Origin of the sequence: Anaerococcus tetradius ATCC 35098, from assembly GCF_000159095.1 — a bacterium.
Classification (GTDB): domain Bacteria; phylum Bacillota; class Clostridia; order Tissierellales; family Peptoniphilaceae; genus Anaerococcus; species Anaerococcus tetradius.
Map to the genome: position 1 here is coordinate 121,761 of NZ_GG666297.1, position 21,412 is coordinate 143,172.

Sequence of the window (21,412 nt, forward strand, 5' to 3'; positions counted from 1 at the left end):
AATATAATTATTCAATATGTGCTTTAATAAAGAATCTATTAACAAAAAAAGCCTTTGATGAATATGGACCTAAACCTATAAACAAGTAATAATTTAATAATTTGGCAGAAATGAAAATAGCAAGGACTTTTAAAGGATTATTAACTAAGGATATGGCTTTATCAGAATTTTAACCCAGAAGCCTTGCAAGATATGGGAGAAAAATATGTAGTTCTTATCTTAGAAAAGCCTATGGATTTTACTTTGCAATCAGGTGTAGGTGGAGGAGATTCTACAAGAAGTGATAATCTTATAAGTTTGCCTGAAGATATGATGTCCTATGAGGGAAAGAAAATTACAATAAGTTTCGGTCCTAGTGATGGTCATTGGCAATCTGATGTCAGCCTACCAATGGATGCTCCGAGAATGCACCAAGTGAAAGTTTTAGAATAATATTTTTGTTACAAATAAAATGTACCAAGTTTAGTCCTTTGATAAAACTTGGTACATTTTTTAAGTCTTTTAATATTTTAAATTATCTTTTAAGCACTAAGTCAATTATTCCATCGGTTTCGTGAACGATTTTAAAAGCTAAATCCTCGTGGATTTTAAGAGCAAGACCACGTTCTTTTTCAAAATTATTGTGGAGAGCTCTTATAGAATCAAAGGAAAAAGCCTTCTTAATTAGAAGCCTAAGACCTACCATGCCATAGCCTTGGCCCCTAAATTCGTCTTTAGTTACAATTCCGATATCCCTTGTAAAGGAATTAAGCCTTGAAGGGTGGAAATTTACATCACCTACAAAGGCCTTTGAATCCTGGTCGTAAATATAGGCATAAAAATACTTACCAGGATTTGAAAAATAAAGGTCATACCATTTTTTCCAATAGCCATCGTCATGGGTGATAGTGCCTGTTTCTTTATCATAGCCTAAAATAGGTAAATCATAACCCTTATTGTAGGCCATGGTGGCAGGGTCAACTAGGATATTTTTTGCAAAGTCTAATTCGTTTTCTTTTGGGGTGTATAGGATGATGTTTTTCATTTTTTATTCTTGCATACAAAGAGCAGGTGGTTCGTTGCCCCGAGCGTTTCTGGGTCTTTACAGTGGTTTAAGTGCCAGTCTAGGTAATTTTCAAACGATTCTTCAGTCATTTCTTCAAGTTTATTACTTAATACTTCTGCAAAGCCATCGCTTGCTATTATCTCTTCTATTTCAATATAATTATCTTCAATCATTTTTCTAGCTTCATTGACTTTGAAAAATACAAAAGGTCTATCTATTAATCTTTGTTTTTCGCTTATATAGGCGGGGCTTGAAAAAATATTTGTATTATAATTAATAGATTCGCTAATTAATACCATATCGTGGTTTATATAGGCAATTAATATGTAGCCACCATCTTTGCATACTCTTTTAGCTTGTCTAAGTACGTCTTTTCTGTCTTTTTCATTAGATAAGTGATACATTGGTCCAAAAATTAGGACTAGGTCAAAATAATTTTCTTCCAAATCTTCTAGGTCGAAAGATGACTTATTATAGGCTTTTATATTTGAAAATTCCTTTGCCTTTGCCTCCAAGGTTTTAAAATTTGAACTAGAAGGCTCAAAGGCAGTAACTTCTTTAACCTTAGGTGCAAGGTGGATTGTATAAACTCCAGTACCAGCTCCGATGTCAAGAACCTTAGAATTTGTATTAATTAATTTGTCTATTTCCTTTTGGGTGGTGATTTTCTCAACTATTCCAGTTCTTGATTTAAGACGACTTTCTTCATCAATAAGCTTATATAGTTCTTCATTTCTTTTTAAATCATCATCAATTTTTACGATATCTTCCATATCAATAAGATCCTCCTTTTGTATAAATATACCCCAATATAAGATGGTGTGAGATAAGTGATTCAACTTGAAAAATTAGGGAAATTAGTATTTACTTCTAGTAGAGAAGCCAAATCCTATAGAGCCGCAAAGTTTTCAAACTTTGCGAAACAAAGTTAAAATATTTTGCTCTCATTGGAGTATAGAAAAAAAGCTGTAACTCCTCTTTTTTGTTTTAGAGATAAATACTTTGGATATGAGGTCTAGGATAAATAGGCCTTAGGCTTTACAGGCTGAAATTATGGCTCATTCGGCAATATTAGCCCAAGAGGAAGAGGCCGAGGTCGGAACTTTTCTTGAAAAGGGCTTGACCGATACTTATTATAAGGGTATGTATGATGAATATATTAATAAAAATCCTGACTAGGGTTATAATGATAATGGAAAGATAGTCTTGGAGAAGATTTTATGAGAAGAAGAATAAAAGATGTTATAAAAAGTGCCTATAATGGGGAAGAAATCACAAAAGAAGAAAAGAGTGAGATCTTTAGTTATTTTAGGCATATACCTAATGCGAGAAAAACAGATAAAGAATTCGAGTTATATTGTAAAATGGCTGAAGAAAAGGGTATGCCTAAGCCTGAAATATATTCCAAAATAAGGCCTTTGTATGAGTAAAAAAGAAAGACATATAATTTTAAGAGATATAGATAAATGAATAAAATAGAAAAAGTAGGCCCACCCCCTCAGTTCCTAACAATTACTCGCAAGGACATTTTTTTTGGGGAGGAGGACGACCTGCTACTTAGTATTAACTTACCCGTTTTTGTTAAAAACTCAACAGGAGGACATATGATAGAAAAGATGATTCCAGATTTATATTGAGATAATGAATATTGGTCTATAAGAAAAAGTGGTATTAATAATTTACAATAACTAAAGATAAGTGATTTGGATTTGGCGTTTTAGCAAGCTTGATTAATTATTATAAGAGTATATAATATCAGTAAGAGAAGCAACCTCTTAATCATCAAAAAGCCACAAAGCCCAATTACTTTGTGATACTAGTAAAAAGCTAATATGCCTTATTGGCAACAAAAAGAGCAGGAGGGGTTATTCCTGCTCTTTTGATTTGTCTTTACTATGATTTTCTTTCCATAATTCAAAAAGAATATCTTTTAGTAAAGGTAATACTAGTATTGATAGTGTGGGTATTACTATCCAAGCTAATATTTTGCCCATGGCAACACCTCCTTTCTACAAGGGGCAAATTTATTATACCATATTAAAAATAATCGTGAGTTAATCGTGTAAAAGATCACACAAAACAAGTAAATATGAATAATTTAATCGTGCGTTAATCGTGCGATTTTTTATTGTCTTTTACTTGCTAGACGTAAAAGAAGCATGGAGAAATGAGTCATACGGACTATAAATGGAGGTTTTTGGATTCTAGTTTAACAGAAATAAAAAGCTGAATATTAGGGATAAAAATAAAAAAGAGACCATCAATTGGTCTCTATAACTTCTAGTATAATATCATTTACTTGCTACATTTTAGCTACAAGATAGCCTTTTTATAGGCATTTTTATTCTTTTATACCGAAAGTATGGAATAATTATTATCTATATTCTAATATATCCCTTTTTAGTAATGTATAAATATTACATGGTGGAGAATAGGGGACTACACCATAGAGCTATTTTTCAATGTTTTAATGGGTGATAACTACAAATAAACTACGTTTTATTTGAGCAGTTAATTTTTAGCTATTTTTTTCCATGTATTTTTCGAAGTCTTCTATGGCTTGGTCTTGTTCTTTTTGGGTGACGTGGACATAGATGTTCATGGTAGTTTCGGCTCGGGAGTGGCCTAGTCTTGCTTGTACATATTTTACACTTCTTCCACTTGCGAAGAGCAAACTTGCGTGGGTATGTCTAAGGTCGTGGAGGGTGATTTTTTTTATTCCTAGTTTTTCAAGGGTTTCTTGGAGTTTTTCGTTTGGGGTTGATAGTCTGAGGTAGCCTCCTATTGGGCTTGGAAATACTAGGTCTGATTTGGAACTTAATTTTAACTCTTTTAGTGACAATAAAGTTTTTGAGTCTAGGTCTAGAGTTCTATAGGATGCCTTATTTTTTGGTCCTTTCAGATATACTTGGTTTTGTTTATTTATTCCTATAGCTTTATTTACTGTCAAGGTTTTTGTTTTGAAGTCTATATCTTCCCATGTGAGGGCAAGGGCTTCTCCTCGTCTTAGGCCTACATAGCATAGGACTCGGAAGAGAGTTTTCCGAAATATATTGTGTTCAAAATAATTTATTAGTTGGCTGACTTCTTTTGGCTCTAAGAATTTACATTCTTCTTCATGCTCGTAAAATCGTGGGAGGCTTGCTTTTTCAAAAGGATTTTCCTTTAGATTGTAGTGCTTTTTTGCGTATTCCATGACGCTTTTTGCATAGTAGTACATTGATTTTCCTTTTGAGTAGTCTTTGTAGGCTAGGGCAAAGTCCTCACACTTATTGATTGTGATGTCTTGAATTTTTGTTTGTCCAAAGTGGGGTAGTATATGATTTTTAAAATACCCTACTGTTGTTGATAGGGTTGATTCTTCTACGGTGGTTTCATAGAGTCTGAGCCACTTTTCGTATGCTTTTTGATATAAGATGTTGCCTTGGACTTCATCTTCATAGTCTTTCATCATTTGGGTATACTTATATATGGCTGCATTACTTGACTTAAATCCAGATCTTGTTGTGACTTTTTTTCCTAGTCTGATTTGGAATTTGTAATAAGTTTTTCCGTCCTTTTTGTATGATGATATTTTCATTTTTTACCTTCTATCTTTTGTGGTACAATAGAAGCAGGCGGAGTGATACCGTCTGCTAAGTTTCTAAGAGATTCCAGCGTTGGGGAACGAGGGGAGTCTCTTTTTTATATGTCAATTTTATTTATGATTTTTATCCTTTTATTTCTTTATTTTTTTCTTGATTTATGAAGTTAAGAGCATTTTCGCTTGTTGTTACAGGTTTACCTGTTTGTTTTTCTATGGCTTTTCTGGCATCTCCTGCTATTTTGCCACCTTGTTTGGTTATTGCTTCATTTTCTTTAAATCCTTGGGGATTGTGAGTTTTGGTTAGTTCTGTTGTTGTGGCTTCTGCTAATTGGTTTAGGGTCAGTTCCAGAGTTGACATATTGTCCCTTAGATTTTCTTTTTTTAAGTTTTTTAATTTTTTATAGTCTTTAGTAGATAGACCTGACCACTCTATGGTTAGGGCATCAGTTAGGATGGCATATTCCTTGCCCTCTTTGACTCCATGTAATTTCCATTGGTCTGTTAGTTCATTTCTGGCTTTTATAGAGATTAGTCTTTGTTGTATCCATTTTTCATCATAGCCTTTTTTTAGGTAGGTTTCTTTTGCTCTTTGGAGCGTTAGTTCTGGGTCTATTGTTTCATCAATTCTTTCTTTTCCTACTTTGGCTAGCCATAATTTAAATGGTTCTGCTTTAGGTGATGGAATTGATTGGATTATTCTGAAGATACCTTCCATGTCTGCCGCATCTGTTGTTCTCATCTTGCCATCTGTAGCTAACATTTTCAACTGTACGATTTTTTCGTACACTTCATTCCCACTTTCTTCTGAAATTTTTCTTTTTAAGTCACTCCAATACCTTCTTGGGTTTTTACTTTCAGTAAGTACTTCTACTACGTCTATAATGGAGAAGTACCATTCTTCTTTTTCTTCATACCAGTAGGTTCTTATTTTTTTGTTTTCAAATAGTTTTATCATTTTGTTAGTCATTGTATCCTATGCCTGTTTATTTTTTGGTTCTTTTGTAGCTTCTGATTGAGATGATTTTGCGGTTCTTGCTTGTAGTTCTAGTTCTTTTCTATAGGCTTCTACTTCCTGGTCTATTTCTGCCTGAGTAGCTCTACTTAGATTTTGGTCTATTGAATATTTTCCACTGTCGACCAGGTCTTGGGTGTAGGCTAATGCTTTTTTCTGACCTTCTTCATTTAGTAGAGTGAATAAACTTATTATGTTTTCTTGGTTATTTGTTAAGTTTCTGTTTGAGTTTGATTCCTTAGCAAACATTTTAATATGATTGACTTTTGGAACATCGTAGCCCATTAAATAAGCTTGGCTTACATTTAAAGCTGTTGCGATTATATCTATCTTATCTTGTTTGGCTTCATATTTTCCCCTAAGCCAATCGCTGATAGATGATGGAGTTATTCCTGTTAGATTAGATAGTTCTTTTTGAGTCATATTTTTTTCTTGTAAGAGATCTTTTAATCTATTTTTAAAACTTGATACTTTTATGTTTTCCATAACCCCTCCTTATAAGAGTATAATACAGTTTTCTTAATTAAAAATCAAGAAAACTTTAAAAAATATTAAGATAACTATTGACTAATACGGAAAACCGTATTATAATATAAATATAAGAAAGGGGGATATAGTAAATGAACAAAAAAAGTTTTGAGAATAGAAAAAAATCAAAACAAAAAAAGCTTACTGATAAGAGTTTAGAAATAACATTAATTATAGCATTAATCAATCTAATAGCTGCTATAATCGAACTAATCAATAAGCTTTTGAAGTAGTAGGGGGTTGCCCCCTTAACTACTCATTTACTATTATACAAGATGAATGATGATAAGACAATAAAGATGATTAGGATGTTATTGATTATTAATATTGCTACTTTAGTTATTAATATTATTAATCTGTTTATTTAGGGTTTTCTATGAGAGGAGGAATTTTTGACATCTGTTAATTACAAGTATGATTATTCCAAACTAAAGGGAATGATTAAAGAAAATTTCGGGAATTTGTCTGATTATGCTAAGTATATTGGTATATCTACTACAAGCTTAAATGAGAGATTGAATAATAGATTACCATTTAAGCAAGATGAGATGGAAAAGTCTATAATAGGCTTTTCCGTCAAACCAGATATGATTGATGATTTATTTTTTTGCAAATTAAATACGGAAAACCGTATAAACTAAAGGAGGAGATTATGGGTTGTAAAAGATTTTTAGATAAGGAAATTATGGAAGATTTTATCAATACAAATTTTAATTCTATTTCTGATTTTTGTAGAAAGCTTGGTGTTTCTAGATCACATTTTGATGGAATGATAAAGAGGGAAATTTCTTGTGGAATTAAGACTAGGGGAAAATTAACGAATCTTTTAAATGATTATGAAGTAAATTTAGAGGATGTTTTAGAACCCTTACCTATTATTATGGGTGATAAATCTTTTAAAGAGATTCAAGTTAGTGATAAGGATGGTAATTTGATTGTTTCAATAAATTCTTGTAATGAGATTTCAGATAAGAATTTTAAAGTAGAGTACATCCCATTTGACTAATCTAAATTATTGTTTTTAGATTTATCTGGGTTTGATACTGGAGTGGCGACTCCGTTTATCATTCGTACGTGGTAGTTACTGTAATTGCCTGATTTGATTGCTTTTACAAAATCTAGTCTTGTCATATATCTGCCAGATTTTGTATCTTTAAAATGGGTATTTCTTCCAGTTTTTGATTGACTTGTTGTTTTTACTCTCTTCAACATTCACCTCCGAATATTAATATTAATATTAAAAGTTACTATTTGGGGGACATACTCTACTGGAATAATTTTACCATCTTGACTATACAAAGCAATACATATAGTACCACAAAAACTATCAACCACTATATGTTGTATATATTTATTATAGAGAAAGAAAGGAGAGTTTATGGAAGGACATAAAACTTTCATAAATAAATTTATTGAGTTGGCTGATAAGAAATTCACTGATGAAGATGTCTTTATAAAAATTTCATACAAAGAGATTAATAAAGAGAAAGAAAAAACTACTCCAAAGAAGGAATAGTTTAGATAACATTAGGGTTATAAGTGTCAAACAATGCTTGAAGTAATCTTATATTTTCTGAGTTATTTTCAGCGAAAGATGTTGATTCTTTATCTATAAATACGTCTTTTATAAGAATTAGATATAGGCCGTTTATAGATAACAAAACCATTCTAAATTGTTCTGGTGTTAAGTTTTCAATGTTACCTGATTCAAATTTTTTAAGCGTTGACTTTGATAACTTAATATTTAATTTAGCGTTTTTGCTATATTTTATTTCTGGAATTGATTGCTGGATTTTTGGAATTAATGTTAGGCCATATTTGATGATTGTCATTTGTTCTGTGTCGAAATTAATTATAGGTTTGTTTTTCATTATTTTCTCCTTTTTAATTTTACTATACAAGTTAATTAGGAGATTAGTACTAAAACAATTAAGAAAGGAGGAGATTATGGCTGTTTTTAAAAATAATGAATACTGCTTAAAAGTTTATGGGGTGGAGGAGATTATAAATTAATGTCGTTTGTCAAGTAATAAGGAAGGAGGAGATTATGGGAGAGAAAGAAAAAAAAAGAAGCTCTAACAAAGGAATCAATAAAAGAGAGCCTTTGCTTACTAGGCTTAGGCTCGGTAATAAGATTTTTATTGGTTATCTTCGTAATGTAGGTAAAAATCGTTAATTAAGTTTTCAAGCAGTATGGGATACAACTGTTCGGAAAAGTCTTCGCATATATTCCTGGATAGCTCTGATAATAATTCTTTTTCATTTTCAAATTCTTTATTACCAAAAGAGAACTTGGGATTATATGTGTTTGTTAGTTTCATTACTGATCTTTTAAAAATAGGATCGACATCTAAATTAATTTTTTTAACCATTTAGGACCCTCCTTTCTTGTTTTTATTATACGAGATTGTGGAGGAGATTATAAATTAATGTTATTTGTCAAGTAATAAGGAAGGAGGAGATTATGGGATGATTTTTATTATCTTAGGAGTTTTGCTTTTATTACTAATATTCATCATGCGATATATAAAAAAAGAGGGCAAGTGGAGTGAGTACAAGCCCTTTAAGGAATGTTATGGAGTTAGTGATTGGTATAGGAAGAATGAAAATACCTGGGAGAGGGAGAGATTTGATTATATTGTGTCTATTGTTGTTTCCACGATTACTTCTGTTATTACAACTATTTATCTACTTAAAAAATAGGACTGTTAGTAAGGCAGTTATAAAAGATACAGCTACTGGAGTTATAACAGATCTACCAAGGAACTTACCGAGATCTATTAGGGATATTTGAAAATGTCTGTATCCCTTATGTGTAAATTCTATATTTCTTTTGTTGATAGTTATATAGGATTCTGATTCTAGGTATTTGATTTCATCTACCCTAGCAATTAGAAAGTTATCTTTGTTATAACTAAAAACAAGGTCATTATTTTTTAGGTGGAGTTCTTCTTTTTCGATAATCCTACATTTTAGATTATCATCAAGAGATTCATAGATGTAAGGTATTTTGAATTTTCGAAGAGATTTTAATAATTTATATGTTTGGTATGTGAGCATGGTACCTCCTTTCTTGTTTTTATTATACGAGATTGTGGAGGAGGTTATAAATTAATGTGATTTGTTAAGCAATAAGGAAGGAGGAGATTATGGAGATTAAGAATAATGATTGCAAAAATATGGACTATACAGATGAAAGGTTGGTTAGAGTTGATATTAGCGTTATGGCATGTGATTATGACGGTCTATCTTTCTTAGACGATGTATTTTGCAAAATTTATGAATTGGAAAAGGAGTACAAGATTAGCTGCACTCCTATAACTTTAAATATTAATTAGTTTTCTGGTTTTTGTTGTAGTTATTGATTGATTTGAGAACTTGTTTATATGTTTCTTTATATAGTTTCACTATAGAATCTGGAGTTTGTTCTGTAAGGTCTTTGGATTCTATTAATAACTTTGTAAGGTATGTTGCAAGTTCCTGTAATTTATCATCTGATATATATACCTCCTTTCTTGGTTTTATTATACGAGATTGTGGAGGAGATTATAAATTAATGTTATTTGTCAAGCAATAAGGAAGGAGGAGATTATGGGAGAGAATAAAGAAATTTATGACAGTGAAAAAATAGCAGAGATTTTAGAATTAGCTATTGTAAGCTTAAATCGACTTAAAGTTGAGGAGGCTAAGCAAGTATTAATTAATTTACAGAAAAAGCTTATCCCAGAAAATAGGATGGATTTAGGCGACTTTCAAGATGAGATTTTTAAGGGAATAGATTTTTCAGATGAATCATATGGGCAAGATTTGATGATAGATAAGGTTGTTGTTGGAAATATGCAAGAGTTTAGCGAAACTCTTAGGGCGTTTAGGATTCTTTCTAAGGCTTACAACATTCATTGCAAGCCTAAGAAAATTATCATTGATTGGAATTGTTAGTATCTTATTTTTTGATTATCTTTGTTGACATCATTATAAGATTTTAGAGATTTTTTGATTTGGCTGTAAGTCTCTTTATAAAGTTTTACTAATGATTCTGGAGTTTCATTTGATAAGTTTTTAGATTCTAACATAAGCCTTGTTAGATATTCGGTTGTATTATCATGGTTGTTTTCAGACATATTTCCACCTCCTTTCTTGGTTTTATTATACGAGATTGTGGAGGGGATTATAAATTAATGTAGTTTGTGAAGGAATAAGGAAGGAGGAGGTTATGGCAGTTTTTAAGAATGATGAATATTGCTTAAAAGTTTATGGGGTGGAGGAGTATTTGGATAAGCTTAATGAGATTAATAAAAAGCTCACGGAGGCTAAGACTCTTATTGAAGAGATTAACTCCATGAGCATAGAGACTGAGTTTAACGAGAGACAGGTGGGTGATCTATCAGATACTTAGTTTCTATAAGTTGTATGAAGATGTCCAGGTATTTGATGAGTACTTCTATATCATACTGACTATATTTTTGATAGTAGTGGGTGTGGTCGTTGCCTAGAATTCTTACAACATCTGCTGTTTTTATGAGTTCTTGCATTGGCATGTAGTCACTTATTGCATTTATGAGCTTTTTCTTGATTACTTCTTCTTTAGGCTTTTTTAGAACGTTGATTGCATAGTCTTTTATTAGGACTTCAAGAGATTTTCTAAAGCCCATGGCTGCTAAAGAGTTTAAATTGTTTTCGTAGGCAAAGGTTGAGTCTTTATATAGTTTTACGAAGTCAGGAGAAATTTCTTGGAGGGATTCTGGTAGGTGGACATCAGAGGTTGATGGATAAGTAAATATTAAATCAATTTTAAAATGATATCCGTCACTTTCGTAAGTGTATAGGGCTGCAAGGTTCTTATTACAGCATTTAAGGTAAAGAGTTTTTAAGAACAATTCTTTTTTATCATTATAGAATATAGATGTTGAAGATTTCTCAGATAGTTCCACAGCTTTACCACAGTAAGGGCAGATTAGAGGTACTGGAACTTCATGTTGATTAGATTTGAATGTTAAGTGCATTTTTGTAAGTTGCATGGTTTTCTCCTTTTTAATTTGATTATACATGTTAATTGGGAGATTGGAATTATAACTGATGAATATAGAGAGGAGGAGATTATGGGAGATTTAATTTATGCTGGTGATTATAAAAGATTAGAAGAAAAAGACTATGAAGAATGTATTAATAATATTTTTAAAGTATTGAAAGAACTTCCAGAAAACAAACGCTTTTTAAAGAGCTATAAGTATTGTCTTGAGGAAGTTCTTAATAGGCTAGAGTATAGACCTTTTTCCGAGTTATAGGTTATCTTCAGCTAATTGTTGGATGGAACAGATTAGATATTTCATATCGTTGTTTTTACTGTTATAACGTGTATATGTGTTTTCTTTTTCAGCATCTAATCTTATACTTGTATGCTCAGTATATGTTTTATTTGATGTTGATTTGTAAGAGATTTCAAAGTTTATAGTTATATCTTTTGATTTTGGTGGCAAGATGTAACATTTTTGACTTTGGTTGGGTGCAAATGAACTTTCGGATATTCTAGAAAATGGCTTCATACCTGGCACGTATGAAAGCTCTTCTAGATTGTAATCAGATTTTAGGTAATTAATCTTAGCTGAACTGTTTCCGTTATTTTTTATTACTAAGATTTTATATGGAGTTCCCATATTTATATTACGTGCATATATGCTTATATATGGTCTGGTACTTTGCTCAATTTGTTTTGCACTTTGTCTTAGTGTGCATATTGCGATTATTATGGCTATGATAGCGGTTGTTGATTGAATAATTTCTAACATTTGTACCTCCTTTCTTGGTTCTATTATACGAGATTGTGGAGGAGATTATAAATTAATGTTATTTGTTAAGGAATAAGGAAGGAGGAGATTATGGGAGATAAAAAAGATGCCAGAGATAGCTTTATAAAATTAGCTAATAAAAAGTTTAAGGAAAAAGATGTCTTTATGAGAATTAGTTATAAGGATAAGAAGGCAAAGCCTATTGACACATTAAAAGACATCTTGCGTTTATTGAAGATGCCTTTTAGTGGTAATTATGAACCGACTTTTGAGTTAGAGGTTCAAAAAGAATTGGTGAAGATGATTTATTTTGAAGAAGTTAGCTGTAGCAAAGTCTTTTGATTCTTGGTCGATAAAGATTTTGCCTGTAGCTATTAGGTGGAGACCTAATATTGATAGTGCAATCAATTCGGTTTGGTCTTTAGTAAGATTATTAGCCTTATGAGTTCCAAGTTGATGTATCAAGTCAGGCACTAGATGAGATTTAGAGAATAGTTTTCTATTATTGGGTGTATCTGGTAGTGCATCTTGTAAGTCAGGTAGTAGTGCTAGGCCATGATTGATTATTTTAATCTGGTAATCATCTAGCGATAAGTTTGGTTGTTTCATTAGTAAATGTCTCCTTTTTATTTTCACTATACACGATTATAGAGGAGATGTTATTTTAAAAATGCTAAATGTTATTAAATAAAAAACACTAATAAGTAATAAGAAAGGAGGAGATTATGGAGATTAAGAAAATTTATATAGATACATTAACAGTGCCTAGTGTAGAGATATTGATTAAGGAATTAGAGCTTATTGAAGAGTTAGAAAAAGAGCACAACGTTACTTGTACTCTTTCTTCTGTAGTTATAACTAATCCTGAATGTCTGTAGGATTTGTTAATTCTCTTTTTAAGGTTCTAGCAAATTCTGATATATTTTGAGCTGTTTCAGTTGGGCTAGATCCTTTATGGATGTATTCATTTTCAATAGCAACTTTGATTACTTCAAATATTTGTGTTTGTATATTTGTCGTTGAGAATAAGTCATTAGTTTTTTTATCCATGTTATACCTCCTTTCTATATTTTAAATATTATACCACATGTTGTGGTTATAAAAAGAGGAGGCACTATATATAGTATGGAAAAACTAAAAGAATTGAGAAATAAGCATAAATTAAGTCAGAAAGAGATGGGCAAAATTATAGGGGTTAATGATAGAGCTATAGGTAATTATGAGAGAGGAATTAGAGTATTGCCGGTTGATAAGGCTAAAATACTAGGTGAATATTTTGATATTAATTGGTGGGAACTTTATGAAGGCTAAATATTAGGAGATATTATGGAAAATTTAAAGTATTTAAAAATTAAGATGAAGGTCAATGGTTTGGATGAGCTTAATAGGAAGATTTATATGCTTGGTTATAATTATGAGAGTATGAAAAGTATCCTTAAAGACTCTGAAAGGCTTATAGAAGAGATTAATCAGTTGGAGATATTTGTAGAAACTGGGATAGACAGAGAGAAATCTAGTCAATGATTTTGAAGGAGGTTGTGTATGGAAAAGGCTATTAATGAGATGCAGAAGGTGATAGATGATAGCTTAATGGCTGGTTCTAGTGATAGATTGACTGTTATTAAGGAGTATATGACTCCGGATGATATGTGTTCTTATTTTGGTTTTAAGGATAAGAGACAGTTTATCAAGTGGGAACAGAATGGTTTGAAGACAATTCAGCTTTCTGAGAAGTCCAAGCTTTATGCTGGTGATGATGTTAGGGCTTATTTGGACAATTTGAGAAGTTAAAGGAGGAGATTATGAAGTTAGGCCCAGTTAAAGAGTTTATTAGGGAGTTTGATGAGGATTTGGATTTGGAAGATGGTGGTGATGGCGAGTTTTATTTGTTTGTTAGTTCGAGGAAGCACCGCTATTATGTTGGGTGTTTGAAGTTAAGTGAGTTACGAAATAGTAGAGAGTTAAGCAAATATTTAGATTGTATTAGTGTAAAGGAGATTTAGTTATGATTGAGAATATGAAAAGAAGTGAGAAGTATAGGTTGTTTAAGGATTTAGGTATTCCAAGATATGTGCTTTTGGATGAGAAGGCAAAAAGGAAGGAACAGATTTTTTGGTCTTCAATGGCATTTTTGATGCTTGTTTTGTCAATGACTGGAAGGACTGATGTTCAAAGAGTTTTCGGAAAGCTAGCACTTTTTATTATATGTTTGTTTGGAGTGTTTGATAGATGATTAGTTATAAGGAAGCTATGGAGCTTTTGAAGTCAGAGAGCCCTGTTTATTATAAGGACCAGGTTAAGAGAAAGATCACAGGTCTTATTTGGAGAAGGGACCATGATTCTTTGTATGCTACTGTAGAGGTATTGGACGAATCTAGGAATTGTGTAAGTATTGTTAGCCTTGATGATATTGAAACTTGCGAAGAAGAGATATTAAGTATTGATTCTAGTAAGGCTTTGTTAAGGGTTAATGAGCTTATTGAAGTTCTACAGAGTATTAAGTCATGTTTTATTTATGAGAATGTTGATAAGGCTAAGGATGGATATAACAAGCTTATGAGAGAAGCTATTAAGTTAGATGAAGAGATTAGGGCTTTGGCAGATAAGGTTGATGATAAGAAAGTTATTGAGATGATAGAGAAGAACAAGAAGGATGAGGAAGCAGGTTTTCCGGAGTTAGATTATGAAACTATAGAAAAGGAAAATGCTGATTTTGATAGAAGGATGGAAGAGTTTGATGATGAAAGTTTTGTTGGCGATCAAGAAGAGGAATGAAAAAAGAGAATGAGCTGTTAGAGCACTCATTCTCAGTGTGTTACATTTATATTATACACACAAATAGGTTAATTGCAACAAAATAAGCCTAAAATCAAAGGGAGTTACACGCTCCCTTATCGGGCTTGTAATAGGTATTATCTTTTGGACGGTATAAAAAAAGGGTGTGTTATGAGAAGGTTTGTTAGGGAAAAGAAGATTGTTTGTGGAGAGAATTATATGGAGGTAGATCTATATTCTCTTACAGAAGACCAGCTTGAGTATAGGAAAGGTAAGAGGAGCAAGAAAAAGAAGGTTTCTCTGCCTAAGCAAGAAAATATGAATAGCAAGAATGCCAGGAGAAAGTTTATCCAGTTGGCTGAGACTAATTTTGGAGAAGGGGATATTTTTCTAACTACTACCTACAAGGATATATACCTACCTAAGAGTTATGATGATTCACAAAGGGAGGTAAGAAACTACATACGAAGGATAAGGGATAAGATGAAGGCTTTAGGTATTGAGGAAGAGCTTAGGTATATAGTGATTACTTCTATGAGAGAGAAAAAGGGAGATGATGAGCCTGTGAGATACCACCATCATTTTTTGATTTCTTGTGGGCTTGATAGGGATACATTAGAAAGCCTATGGAGGAGAAAGAAGAATAAGGGAGAGAAGGTAGGAGATTCTATCGGCTATGCAAATTCTAAGAGAATCCAAGAAGATGTTAATACAGGGATTTTAGGCTTGGCCAATTATCTAGCAAGGCACACTACTTATAAAAGGAGATGGTCTTGTAGTCAAAATTTAGAGAGACCTTATGAGAGGACCAATGACTATAAGTATTCTAACAAGAAACTTTTACAATATGCCCTAGATCCATATGTGATTGATAGGTGGGAGAAGATATATCCAGGTTATACTGTTGCAGATAAGGATAATGGGATAGAGGCAGTTTATAATGATTTCACAGGTTGGTCAATATATTTAAAGCTTAGAAGAAAGTTAAGGCTATGATTGTTGAAATGGTCGATTTTATTTGACTTATCCACAATCTAAAGATTAAAGAATAATTATAAATATGTATAAGTAGTTATCCACAAGCGGAAAATGTTGAAAAGTTGTAGGCTAGATAGACTTATCCACAATAGTAAAATAAGGTCAAATTTCTGCTAATTTTATTCAAAATTAATTTTTGTGGAAAAGTCAGTTATCCACAAGGGCAAAAGTATTGAAAAGTTGTAGGCTAGATAGACTTATCCACAGGGTTAAAATTAGGGAAAAATGATATTATAAATATACAAAAATATGGGAGGAAGTATGGAAAGGTTAAGTTTGACAAATGCAGATTTGTTTGAGGATTTGATTTTGGCTAGTGATAGTCATATGAACACTGTTATGGTTAAGGTTGCCAAGGGTGATTTTGCTTCGGGAGAGGTGAATATCAGGATTAATTTTTCTTATGAGGTTGAAGAGGTTAATATTCCAAAGGCAGGAGATGATTTTGAGATTAGGAGGTATAAGAGACCTATTATTAAGTATGCTATTAAGTCAAGTTTAAAGCAGTCTTTTTCTAATGATGCAAGTGTGCCTACTGATAATTATATGGTTGATATTGACGATAATGCTTTGAGACTTAAAAGGATTGATGAGGATCAATTGTCTATGTTTGGAGATGATTATGATTAGTACTTACGAGCTTAATAAAGCTAAGCAAGCTCAGAGGTATAGGAACAGGCAGTCTAATGGTTTTGGTAAGAATTTTGAGAAGTTCGTGGCCATGGGCTGTGATTTTTATAGGGAAAAGGGGATTGCTGATATTAGCAAGGTTGATGAGCCTTTTCGTGTGGTTAGACTTTTGAAGGATGGGAGATTTGAGGGAAGGTTTACCAGGAAGGCTAATCCAGATTTTGAGGGAACAATCAGAGGTGGGAGATCCATATGTTTTGAGTGTAAGTATACGAGCAAGGATAGAATCCTACAGTCGGTTATTACTAAGAGACAGGCAGAGGTGCTTGATAGGAAGCTTGAGCTTGGAGGTCTGGTCGGTGTTTGTTGTGGCATTAGAGATAGGTATTTTTATGTGCCATGGAAGGTTTGGTCAGATATGGAAGCTATATGGGGCAAGAAGAGTGTTTCGGCTGATGATTTGAGAGAGTATGAGGTGCCTTTTAGGCATGGGATTTTGTTTTTGGATAGTAGGTACAGGTTTAGGAAGCTAGAGGTGTAAGTATGAAGACTAAAGTAGAATTTTACATTATTGAAGACATTGAAAAGCAAATAAAGGATTGGGAATTATCTGAAGAGGAGATAAAAGCATATAGGGATAAAAGAGATGAAGTTGACAGAGATTATATAAAGAGATTGGAGAAAGAAATCAGAGATGTATTAGAGTTTGAAGATTATACTAAAATTCATGACTTTAAGGCAGAGGTGGTGGAAGAATGAAGAAGTTTGAATTAGATAGAATTGCATACTACTATGCAAAAAAATTACTATCATCTTATATTGAGGATTTGAAAAGAAATATTGAAAATGCAGAAGGAGCTGAAAGAATAAAGCTTTCCGTGGAAAGAAACAGAGTGCAAGAAGAGTTTGAGGAGATTTCAGCAAGGTATGACAAGTTGACCAATAAGGAGTAGTATATGAGAGTTTATATGTATGGTATGAAGGATAAGGCTAGGGATGATAATAATTTTTATCATATTGATTATGTTAGGGATTTGTTTTTGGATGAGATGACTTGCGATTTGAGAGACGAGTATTTTAATGTGCTTTGTTATAGGAAGTGTCTAGGTGATGTTATTCTAGAGATGTACGGCTACGAGTTTATTGGGATTAAGGATATTGAGGATGAATAGGCAACAGAGAAGGAGATTGTTAGGGAGGATAAGGTATGAGATATAAGGCACCATATGAGTTAGTTAAGAAGGATGGAGATCAGGGTTGGGATATTAGGTCTACTAAGGATAGGTTTTTAAATAAAGGTCAGACTGTTACTTTTCCTACTGGTTTGCATATTGAATTTGACGAAGGAACTGGAGCTTTGGTTGTGCCTAGGAGCGGTTTATCTAGTAAGGGTATTCTTTGTCATTTGGGGCTAGTAGATAGTTCATACAGGGGAGAGATTGGAGTGAATCTCACTAATTTAGGAGATAAGCCTTACAAGGTTCATGAAGGAGATAGGATTGGCCAGTTGGTTTTCTTTGATGAGAAGAAGGTTTCTTTAGAAAAGGTGGAGGAGATTAGCAATGATACAGAGAGAGGAAGTAGTGGATTTGGCTCTAGTGGTAGATGATGTGATCGTTAGGCTTAAGTCTATGTCAGTGAAGGAGCTTAAGGAGCAGAAGGAGCTTTGGGAGGAGAGGATTTGCAATGATGAGGTTGATAGTCCTTGTCAAGTTCCTAGGCTTAGGATTCTTAGGGCTATTATTAAGGAATTGAATTCTAGGAGATTTTATTAAGCATGCAAGATTTTTATATGAATTTGGTTAAGGAAAAGCTTAAGAAGTATGTATATGCCAAGGATTTTATTGACCATGCCACAAGTCAAGTTGAGGAGTTAAAGTCTAAGAAGGAAAGCAAGATGATTGCCAGTTATGGCCTTAAGCCTTGTTTTGGTAGTGGTTCTAGTCAAGAGGATAAGATTATTAATTTAAATGCTAAGATAGAGATGCTTGAGAAGAATATTGAAAAGAATAAGGATATTGTTGATAGTGTTGATTATGGTCTTATAGGATTATCTGAAGAAGAAATTGATATTACTTTATCTATTTATGGGAAAAAGCAAAGTTGGGACAAGGTAAAGAAACTTAAAGATAAGTACCATTATGAAAAGAGCCAGTTGTATAATATTGCTAGAGCTGGGCTTGAACATATTTCGCGAAGATTATTTGGAGATTCTTAGCTTTGATATTATCGGAAAAATAGTGGACTATTTTAATTATAAAGTGTGGTATTATATATAATAAGATGGTCTAGAGAATATTACAAGTAAATATGATTCTTAAAGGGGATTGCTTTGCAGTCTCTTTTTTTGATTTGAGTGTTTGACCAAGGCTACCACTCCTTATTATATTAGTAACTAACTTTACAATTGTGGCCATTAATTGATTGGTGGCCTTGGTCAAGAATTTAAAGAGGTGATAGTATGCAAAGACCCGATAGGACTGGACCTCATAGGGCACAGTTTGAGCGTAATAAAAAGATAATATTAAAGACACAGAATACTTGTGGTATATGTGGTAGACCAGTTGATTTAACTTTGAAGTCTCCAGACCCAATGTCTGCATGTATTGACCATATTGTACCAGTTAGTAAAGGTGGTCATCCATCAGATATAGAGAACTTACAGCTAGCTCATTGGGCTTGTAATAGAGCAAAGTCAGATAAGTTATTTAAAAATAAAGAAAACACGGAGCCTAAGGTTATAGGCAATAGAAACTTGCCTTGGTCTACAGACTGGACTAAGTATAAAAAATAGTAGGTGGGGGCATACCTCCCTCCCTATGGGTGCGAACGGAGTTCCGCCGTCTACTGTACATTTTTTTTCGTGAGATGTTTTGTTTTTTTGAAAAAGGAGAGGGTTTTATAGGATATTATGGAGTATGGACTAGATTATTTGCGTAGAAAGCTTGATAAGTACGCTTTAAGAGTTAATTTAAGATATGATCATTATGATGAAAAAAAGCAGGATAGAGATGTGGGAATTGTAATTCCTCAAGAGATTAGGTCTATGTATAGGGCGGTTATTGGCTGGTGTACTAAGTCGGTTGATACCCTCGCTGATAGGCTTGTTTTTAAGGGGTTTGTTGATGATGATTTCGGCATTGGAGAAATATTTAATTTGAATAATCCAGATATTTTTTTTGATTCTGCGATTTTGTCAGCTTTGATTGGTTCTTGTTGTTTTGTATATATAAGTAAGGCTGAAACAGGGGAAGCTAGGCTTCAAGTAATCGAAGCTAGCAATGCTACTGGTATTATAGATCCTATTACTGGACTATTGACTGAAGGATATGCAGTTTTAGATCGAGACGACTATAATAAGGCAAAGTCGGAAGCGTATTTTAGTCCACATTTTACTGATTACTATATGGATGGTAAGTTTTCATACAGGATTGATAATCCAACAGGAAGGGCTTTGCTAGTACCTATTATTTACAGACCTGATGCAGTTAGACCTTTTGGCAGGTCTAGGATATCAAGGGCGGCTATGTATTACCAAGCCCACGCAAAGAGAACTTTGGAAAGGGCTGATATTTCGGCGGAGTTTTATTCTTTTCCTCAAAAATATATTGTAGGAACCAGCCAAGATAAGGAGCCTATGGATAATCTTAAGGCAACTATAGCAAGTATATTAGAGATTACTAAGGATGATGAGGGAGGTATTCCTAAGCTTGGACAATTCCAACAACAGTCTATGTCACCATTTACAGAGCAATTAAGAACTCTCGCATCTGGCTTTGCAGGTGAGACAGGCCTTACCTTAGATGACTTGGGATTTGTAACTGACAATCCATCATCAGCTGAAGCTATTAAGGCTAGTCATGAGACCTTGAGAATCACTGCAAGAAAAGCACAGAGGTGCTTTGGAACAGGTTTTCTAAATGTGGGATATGTGGCAAGGTGCCTTGAGGATTCTTTCCCTTATAGGAGAAATCAGTTCTATAAGACAAAACTAAGCTGGTATCCTGTCTTTGAACCTGATGTGGCAGCCTTATCTGGAATAGGAGATGCCTCTATTAAAATCAATCAGGCAATACCTGGTTTCTTGGGGAAAGACAACCTTTCAGACCTTACTGGTTTTGATGCAAGCAAGGAAGCCCCAAGGGTAGAGGTCAAGGATGAATGATAAGATAAAAGATATAGTCCCAGAACTTTTAGATGAAATCAAAAAAGCATTTTTTAGTAAGAGTAAAGAATCAAGGATACTTCAAAAAAAATTACTTGCTTTAAAAAATAAGAAAGCAAGCTATAAGGATGCTAATGAATTTGCTGAGGAACTTGGACAAATACTTGCTGATACTTTTAAAGATAAAATAAAGACCGAAGACCTACCAGATGGGAAGATGTACTATAACATTGCTAAGAGAATAATAGACCCTAATATGCGTATGACTTATGACATGGTAGGAGATTATTCAAGAGATGTACAGGCTTTATTAAACCAAGAAGCTGGTATATCAATTGCTGCTTTAAAGGCTGATATAAACCAAGATAGGATTGATAAGATAGTAGAAAAAGTAAGCGGCTATGATTCATATAATGATGGTAAATGGCTGCTAGATGAACCTATGATAAATTTCGCCATGTCGATTGTAGATAGCACTATAAAGAAAAATGCTGACTTCCACTACAAATTAGGCTTTAAACCTAAGATAGTTAGAAAAGAATTAGGTGGATGTTGCGAATGGTGCAAGGATAAGGCGGGTGTCTATGATTATGAATCGGTAAAAGACACTGGCAATGATGTTTTTAGAAGACATAGGTATTGCAGGTGTACTGTGGACTATGTTCCAGACAAAAATAGAAGACAGAATGTCTGGTCAAAAGAGTGGCATGATCCTAAAAAAAGTGATAGGATTGATTTGGCAAATAAAATTGTTGATAATAAATTAAGTAATATTGCTAGAGCTAAGGCCTTAGAACTCGGTTACAACCCAATACCAGATGATAAAGTAGTAAATACACTGAGGAAA

Annotated in this window: 46 protein-coding genes; 32 read left to right on the forward strand and 14 right to left on the reverse strand. The window is 33.1% G+C overall.

Annotated features, from left to right (window positions below; all coding sequences use genetic code 11):
- Window positions 1–192: 192 nt before the first annotated feature.
- Window positions 193–432, forward strand: coding sequence for a hypothetical protein (locus tag HMPREF0077_RS05785; RefSeq protein WP_004837048.1), 240 nt, complete (start codon window positions 193–195; stop codon window positions 430–432).
- Between the two features lie 82 nt (window positions 433–514).
- Here HMPREF0077_RS05785 and HMPREF0077_RS05790 read toward each other — a convergent pair whose 3' ends face one another.
- The gene (locus HMPREF0077_RS05790) at window positions 515–1,024 is read right to left on the reverse strand and encodes a GNAT family N-acetyltransferase (protein WP_004837049.1); all 510 of its coding nucleotides are present in this window, start codon (window positions 1,022–1,024) and stop codon (window positions 515–517) included.
- Window positions 1,021–1,818, reverse strand: coding sequence for a class I SAM-dependent methyltransferase (locus HMPREF0077_RS05795; RefSeq protein WP_004837050.1), 798 nt, complete (start codon window positions 1,816–1,818; stop codon window positions 1,021–1,023). Before HMPREF0077_RS05795 ends, HMPREF0077_RS05790 begins: the two co-directional genes overlap by 4 nt.
- A gap of 280 nt (window positions 1,819–2,098) precedes the next feature.
- On the opposite strand from HMPREF0077_RS05795, the gene HMPREF0077_RS11095 reads away from it, so the two are divergent.
- The 3 genes from HMPREF0077_RS11095 to HMPREF0077_RS10775 are packed head-to-tail and all read left to right on the forward strand — an operon-like array spanning window position 2,099 to window position 2,682.
- The gene (locus tag HMPREF0077_RS11095; RefSeq protein WP_004837051.1) at window positions 2,099–2,224 is read left to right on the forward strand and encodes a hypothetical protein; all 126 of its coding nucleotides are present in this window, start codon (window positions 2,099–2,101) and stop codon (window positions 2,222–2,224) included.
- A gap of 41 nt (window positions 2,225–2,265) precedes the next feature.
- On the forward strand, window positions 2,266–2,475 hold the full coding sequence (locus HMPREF0077_RS05800) for a hypothetical protein (RefSeq protein WP_004837052.1): 210 nt from the start codon (window positions 2,266–2,268) through the stop codon (window positions 2,473–2,475).
- Window positions 2,476–2,511: 36 nt separating this feature from the next.
- Window positions 2,512–2,682, forward strand: a complete 171-nt coding sequence (locus HMPREF0077_RS10775; RefSeq protein ID WP_004837053.1) for a hypothetical protein — start codon at window positions 2,512–2,514, stop codon at window positions 2,680–2,682.
- A 228-nt stretch (window positions 2,683–2,910) separates the two neighbouring features.
- On the opposite strand, the gene HMPREF0077_RS11100 is transcribed toward HMPREF0077_RS10775, so the two are convergent.
- The 4 genes from HMPREF0077_RS11100 to HMPREF0077_RS05815 all read right to left on the reverse strand — a co-directional run bounded on the left by HMPREF0077_RS11100 (window position 2,911) and on the right by HMPREF0077_RS05815 (window position 6,129).
- Window positions 2,911–3,039 (reverse strand): hypothetical protein, encoded by a 129-nt coding sequence (locus HMPREF0077_RS11100; RefSeq protein ID WP_269447864.1) that lies wholly within the window; start codon window positions 3,037–3,039, stop codon window positions 2,911–2,913.
- Between the two features lie 524 nt (window positions 3,040–3,563).
- On the reverse strand, window positions 3,564–4,625 hold the full coding sequence (locus tag HMPREF0077_RS05805; RefSeq protein WP_004837055.1) for a tyrosine-type recombinase/integrase: 1,062 nt from the start codon (window positions 4,623–4,625) through the stop codon (window positions 3,564–3,566).
- A gap of 130 nt (window positions 4,626–4,755) precedes the next feature.
- Window positions 4,756–5,598, reverse strand: coding sequence for a BRO-N domain-containing protein (locus HMPREF0077_RS05810; protein ID WP_004837056.1), 843 nt, complete (start codon window positions 5,596–5,598; stop codon window positions 4,756–4,758).
- A gap of 6 nt (window positions 5,599–5,604) precedes the next feature.
- Entirely contained in the window at window positions 5,605–6,129 is a 525-nt protein-coding gene (locus HMPREF0077_RS05815) for a helix-turn-helix domain-containing protein (RefSeq protein WP_004837057.1), read from the reverse strand.
- A gap of 134 nt (window positions 6,130–6,263) precedes the next feature.
- On the opposite strand from HMPREF0077_RS05815, the gene HMPREF0077_RS10645 reads away from it, so the two are divergent.
- The 3 genes from HMPREF0077_RS10645 (at window position 6,264) to HMPREF0077_RS05825 (ending at window position 7,177) form a co-directional block, all read left to right on the forward strand.
- Complete coding sequence (locus tag HMPREF0077_RS10645) at window positions 6,264–6,404, forward strand: hypothetical protein (protein WP_004837058.1); 141 nt, start codon at window positions 6,264–6,266, stop codon at window positions 6,402–6,404.
- Window positions 6,405–6,563: 159 nt separating this feature from the next.
- Window positions 6,564–6,812, forward strand: coding sequence for a DUF739 family protein (locus HMPREF0077_RS05820; RefSeq protein WP_248596439.1), 249 nt, complete (start codon window positions 6,564–6,566; stop codon window positions 6,810–6,812).
- An 11-nt stretch (window positions 6,813–6,823) separates the two neighbouring features.
- The gene (locus HMPREF0077_RS05825) at window positions 6,824–7,177 is read left to right on the forward strand and encodes a hypothetical protein (protein WP_004837060.1); all 354 of its coding nucleotides are present in this window, start codon (window positions 6,824–6,826) and stop codon (window positions 7,175–7,177) included.
- Here the strand turns inward: HMPREF0077_RS05825 and HMPREF0077_RS05830 are convergent.
- Window positions 7,174–7,383 carry a DUF3892 domain-containing protein gene (locus tag HMPREF0077_RS05830; protein WP_004837061.1) on the reverse strand — a complete coding sequence of 70 codons (210 nt, stop codon included), beginning with the start codon at window positions 7,381–7,383 and terminating at the stop codon, window positions 7,174–7,176. The genes HMPREF0077_RS05825 and HMPREF0077_RS05830 overlap by 4 nt on opposite strands.
- 166 nt (window positions 7,384–7,549) lie before the next feature.
- Here HMPREF0077_RS05830 and HMPREF0077_RS10650 point away from each other — a divergent pair, with 166 nt between their 5' ends.
- Window positions 7,550–7,687 (forward strand): hypothetical protein, encoded by a 138-nt coding sequence (locus HMPREF0077_RS10650; RefSeq protein ID WP_004837062.1) that lies wholly within the window; start codon window positions 7,550–7,552, stop codon window positions 7,685–7,687.
- Window position 7,688: 1 nt separating this feature from the next.
- On the opposite strand, the gene HMPREF0077_RS05835 is transcribed toward HMPREF0077_RS10650, so the two are convergent.
- The gene (locus HMPREF0077_RS05835) at window positions 7,689–8,042 is read right to left on the reverse strand and encodes a hypothetical protein (protein WP_004837063.1); all 354 of its coding nucleotides are present in this window, start codon (window positions 8,040–8,042) and stop codon (window positions 7,689–7,691) included.
- A 267-nt stretch (window positions 8,043–8,309) separates the two neighbouring features.
- Entirely contained in the window at window positions 8,310–8,543 is a 234-nt protein-coding gene (locus tag HMPREF0077_RS05840; protein ID WP_004837065.1) for a hypothetical protein, read from the reverse strand.
- A 97-nt stretch (window positions 8,544–8,640) separates the two neighbouring features.
- Between HMPREF0077_RS05840 and HMPREF0077_RS05845 the strand changes: the two genes are divergently transcribed.
- On the forward strand, window positions 8,641–8,874 hold the full coding sequence (locus HMPREF0077_RS05845) for a hypothetical protein (RefSeq protein WP_040349507.1): 234 nt from the start codon (window positions 8,641–8,643) through the stop codon (window positions 8,872–8,874).
- On the opposite strand, the gene HMPREF0077_RS05850 is transcribed toward HMPREF0077_RS05845, so the two are convergent.
- A complete protein-coding gene (locus tag HMPREF0077_RS05850) occupies window positions 8,860–9,231 on the reverse strand; it encodes a hypothetical protein (protein WP_004837067.1) in 372 nt (123 codons plus the stop codon). The two genes, HMPREF0077_RS05845 and HMPREF0077_RS05850, sit on opposite strands and share 15 nt — an antisense overlap.
- A gap of 89 nt (window positions 9,232–9,320) precedes the next feature.
- On the opposite strand from HMPREF0077_RS05850, the gene HMPREF0077_RS05855 reads away from it, so the two are divergent.
- Window positions 9,321–9,509, forward strand: a complete 189-nt coding sequence (locus HMPREF0077_RS05855) for a hypothetical protein (RefSeq protein ID WP_004837068.1) — start codon at window positions 9,321–9,323, stop codon at window positions 9,507–9,509.
- Between the two features lie 253 nt (window positions 9,510–9,762).
- Window positions 9,763–10,110 carry a hypothetical protein gene (locus tag HMPREF0077_RS05860; RefSeq protein ID WP_004837069.1) on the forward strand — a complete coding sequence of 116 codons (348 nt, stop codon included), beginning with the start codon at window positions 9,763–9,765 and terminating at the stop codon, window positions 10,108–10,110.
- Here HMPREF0077_RS05860 and HMPREF0077_RS05865 read toward each other — a convergent pair.
- Complete coding sequence (locus tag HMPREF0077_RS05865) at window positions 10,107–10,292, reverse strand: hypothetical protein (protein WP_004837070.1); 186 nt, start codon at window positions 10,290–10,292, stop codon at window positions 10,107–10,109. The genes HMPREF0077_RS05860 and HMPREF0077_RS05865 overlap by 4 nt on opposite strands.
- Window positions 10,293–10,384: 92 nt before the next feature.
- On the opposite strand from HMPREF0077_RS05865, the gene HMPREF0077_RS05870 reads away from it, so the two are divergent.
- Window positions 10,385–10,567 (forward strand): hypothetical protein, encoded by a 183-nt coding sequence (locus HMPREF0077_RS05870; protein ID WP_004837071.1) that lies wholly within the window; start codon window positions 10,385–10,387, stop codon window positions 10,565–10,567.
- Here the strand turns inward: HMPREF0077_RS05870 and HMPREF0077_RS05875 are convergent.
- On the reverse strand, window positions 10,530–11,189 hold the full coding sequence (locus HMPREF0077_RS05875; protein WP_052588103.1) for a DUF4145 domain-containing protein: 660 nt from the start codon (window positions 11,187–11,189) through the stop codon (window positions 10,530–10,532). The two genes, HMPREF0077_RS05870 and HMPREF0077_RS05875, sit on opposite strands and share 38 nt — an antisense overlap.
- Before the next feature lie 81 nt (window positions 11,190–11,270).
- Between HMPREF0077_RS05875 and HMPREF0077_RS05880 the strand changes: the two genes are divergently transcribed.
- Window positions 11,271–11,456, forward strand: coding sequence for a hypothetical protein (locus HMPREF0077_RS05880; protein WP_155811738.1), 186 nt, complete (start codon window positions 11,271–11,273; stop codon window positions 11,454–11,456).
- Here HMPREF0077_RS05880 and HMPREF0077_RS05885 read toward each other — a convergent pair.
- On the reverse strand, window positions 11,451–11,957 hold the full coding sequence (locus HMPREF0077_RS05885) for a hypothetical protein (protein ID WP_004837074.1): 507 nt from the start codon (window positions 11,955–11,957) through the stop codon (window positions 11,451–11,453). The two genes, HMPREF0077_RS05880 and HMPREF0077_RS05885, sit on opposite strands and share 6 nt — an antisense overlap.
- A 90-nt stretch (window positions 11,958–12,047) precedes the next feature.
- Between HMPREF0077_RS05885 and HMPREF0077_RS05890 the strand changes: the two genes are divergently transcribed.
- The gene (locus HMPREF0077_RS05890) at window positions 12,048–12,299 is read left to right on the forward strand and encodes a hypothetical protein (RefSeq protein WP_004837075.1); all 252 of its coding nucleotides are present in this window, start codon (window positions 12,048–12,050) and stop codon (window positions 12,297–12,299) included.
- Window positions 12,300–12,682: 383 nt separating this feature from the next.
- On the forward strand, window positions 12,683–12,835 hold the full coding sequence (locus HMPREF0077_RS10655; protein WP_004837076.1) for a hypothetical protein: 153 nt from the start codon (window positions 12,683–12,685) through the stop codon (window positions 12,833–12,835).
- Here HMPREF0077_RS10655 and HMPREF0077_RS05895 read toward each other — a convergent pair.
- Window positions 12,816–13,007 carry a hypothetical protein gene (locus HMPREF0077_RS05895; RefSeq protein ID WP_004837077.1) on the reverse strand — a complete coding sequence of 64 codons (192 nt, stop codon included), beginning with the start codon at window positions 13,005–13,007 and terminating at the stop codon, window positions 12,816–12,818. The genes HMPREF0077_RS10655 and HMPREF0077_RS05895 overlap by 20 nt on opposite strands.
- A gap of 75 nt (window positions 13,008–13,082) precedes the next feature.
- Between HMPREF0077_RS05895 and HMPREF0077_RS05900 the strand changes: the two genes are divergently transcribed.
- The 17 genes from HMPREF0077_RS05900 to HMPREF0077_RS10780 form a co-directional block, all read left to right on the forward strand.
- Window positions 13,083–13,268, forward strand: a complete 186-nt coding sequence (locus HMPREF0077_RS05900; protein WP_004837078.1) for a helix-turn-helix transcriptional regulator — start codon at window positions 13,083–13,085, stop codon at window positions 13,266–13,268.
- A gap of 15 nt (window positions 13,269–13,283) precedes the next feature.
- Entirely contained in the window at window positions 13,284–13,481 is a 198-nt protein-coding gene (locus HMPREF0077_RS05905; protein WP_004837079.1) for a hypothetical protein, read from the forward strand.
- An 18-nt stretch (window positions 13,482–13,499) separates the two neighbouring features.
- On the forward strand, window positions 13,500–13,748 hold the full coding sequence (locus HMPREF0077_RS05910; protein WP_004837080.1) for a hypothetical protein: 249 nt from the start codon (window positions 13,500–13,502) through the stop codon (window positions 13,746–13,748).
- A gap of 11 nt (window positions 13,749–13,759) precedes the next feature.
- Window positions 13,760–13,960, forward strand: a complete 201-nt coding sequence (locus HMPREF0077_RS05915) for a hypothetical protein (RefSeq protein ID WP_004837081.1) — start codon at window positions 13,760–13,762, stop codon at window positions 13,958–13,960.
- A gap of 2 nt (window positions 13,961–13,962) precedes the next feature.
- Window positions 13,963–14,190: a hypothetical protein gene (locus tag HMPREF0077_RS05920; RefSeq protein ID WP_004837082.1), complete on the forward strand. Its 228-nt coding sequence runs from the start codon at window positions 13,963–13,965 to the stop codon at window positions 14,188–14,190.
- Window positions 14,187–14,732 carry a hypothetical protein gene (locus HMPREF0077_RS05925; RefSeq protein ID WP_004837083.1) on the forward strand — a complete coding sequence of 182 codons (546 nt, stop codon included), beginning with the start codon at window positions 14,187–14,189 and terminating at the stop codon, window positions 14,730–14,732. Before HMPREF0077_RS05920 ends, HMPREF0077_RS05925 begins: the two co-directional genes overlap by 4 nt.
- 171 nt (window positions 14,733–14,903) lie before the next feature.
- Entirely contained in the window at window positions 14,904–15,728 is an 825-nt protein-coding gene (locus HMPREF0077_RS05930) for a rolling circle replication-associated protein (protein ID WP_040349509.1), read from the forward strand.
- A gap of 303 nt (window positions 15,729–16,031) precedes the next feature.
- Window positions 16,032–16,400 (forward strand): hypothetical protein, encoded by a 369-nt coding sequence (locus HMPREF0077_RS05935; RefSeq protein ID WP_155811739.1) that lies wholly within the window; start codon window positions 16,032–16,034, stop codon window positions 16,398–16,400.
- Window positions 16,393–16,941, forward strand: a complete 549-nt coding sequence (locus HMPREF0077_RS05940) for a Holliday junction resolvase RecU (protein ID WP_155811740.1) — start codon at window positions 16,393–16,395, stop codon at window positions 16,939–16,941. The genes HMPREF0077_RS05935 and HMPREF0077_RS05940 overlap by 8 nt, the downstream gene beginning before the upstream one ends.
- Window positions 16,942–16,943: 2 nt before the next feature.
- Window positions 16,944–17,159, forward strand: coding sequence for a hypothetical protein (locus HMPREF0077_RS05945; RefSeq protein ID WP_004837087.1), 216 nt, complete (start codon window positions 16,944–16,946; stop codon window positions 17,157–17,159).
- Window positions 17,156–17,353 (forward strand): hypothetical protein, encoded by a 198-nt coding sequence (locus HMPREF0077_RS05950; protein ID WP_004837088.1) that lies wholly within the window; start codon window positions 17,156–17,158, stop codon window positions 17,351–17,353. Before HMPREF0077_RS05945 ends, HMPREF0077_RS05950 begins: the two co-directional genes overlap by 4 nt.
- A gap of 3 nt (window positions 17,354–17,356) precedes the next feature.
- On the forward strand, window positions 17,357–17,572 hold the full coding sequence (locus tag HMPREF0077_RS05955) for a hypothetical protein (protein WP_004837089.1): 216 nt from the start codon (window positions 17,357–17,359) through the stop codon (window positions 17,570–17,572).
- 35 nt (window positions 17,573–17,607) lie between these two features.
- On the forward strand, window positions 17,608–18,009 hold the full coding sequence (dut, locus tag HMPREF0077_RS05960; RefSeq protein WP_004837090.1) for a dUTP diphosphatase: 402 nt from the start codon (window positions 17,608–17,610) through the stop codon (window positions 18,007–18,009).
- Window positions 18,010–18,177: 168 nt separating this feature from the next.
- Window positions 18,178–18,618, forward strand: a complete 441-nt coding sequence (locus HMPREF0077_RS05970) for a hypothetical protein (protein WP_004837092.1) — start codon at window positions 18,178–18,180, stop codon at window positions 18,616–18,618.
- A gap of 243 nt (window positions 18,619–18,861) precedes the next feature.
- Entirely contained in the window at window positions 18,862–19,194 is a 333-nt protein-coding gene (locus tag HMPREF0077_RS05975; RefSeq protein WP_004837093.1) for an HNH endonuclease, read from the forward strand.
- A gap of 117 nt (window positions 19,195–19,311) precedes the next feature.
- Window positions 19,312–20,565 (forward strand): phage portal protein, encoded by a 1,254-nt coding sequence (locus HMPREF0077_RS05980; RefSeq protein ID WP_004837094.1) that lies wholly within the window; start codon window positions 19,312–19,314, stop codon window positions 20,563–20,565.
- Window positions 20,558–21,412: hypothetical protein (locus HMPREF0077_RS10780; protein WP_004837095.1), on the forward strand; the 855-nt coding region annotated here is incomplete at its 3' end. The genes HMPREF0077_RS05980 and HMPREF0077_RS10780, both read left to right, overlap by 8 nt.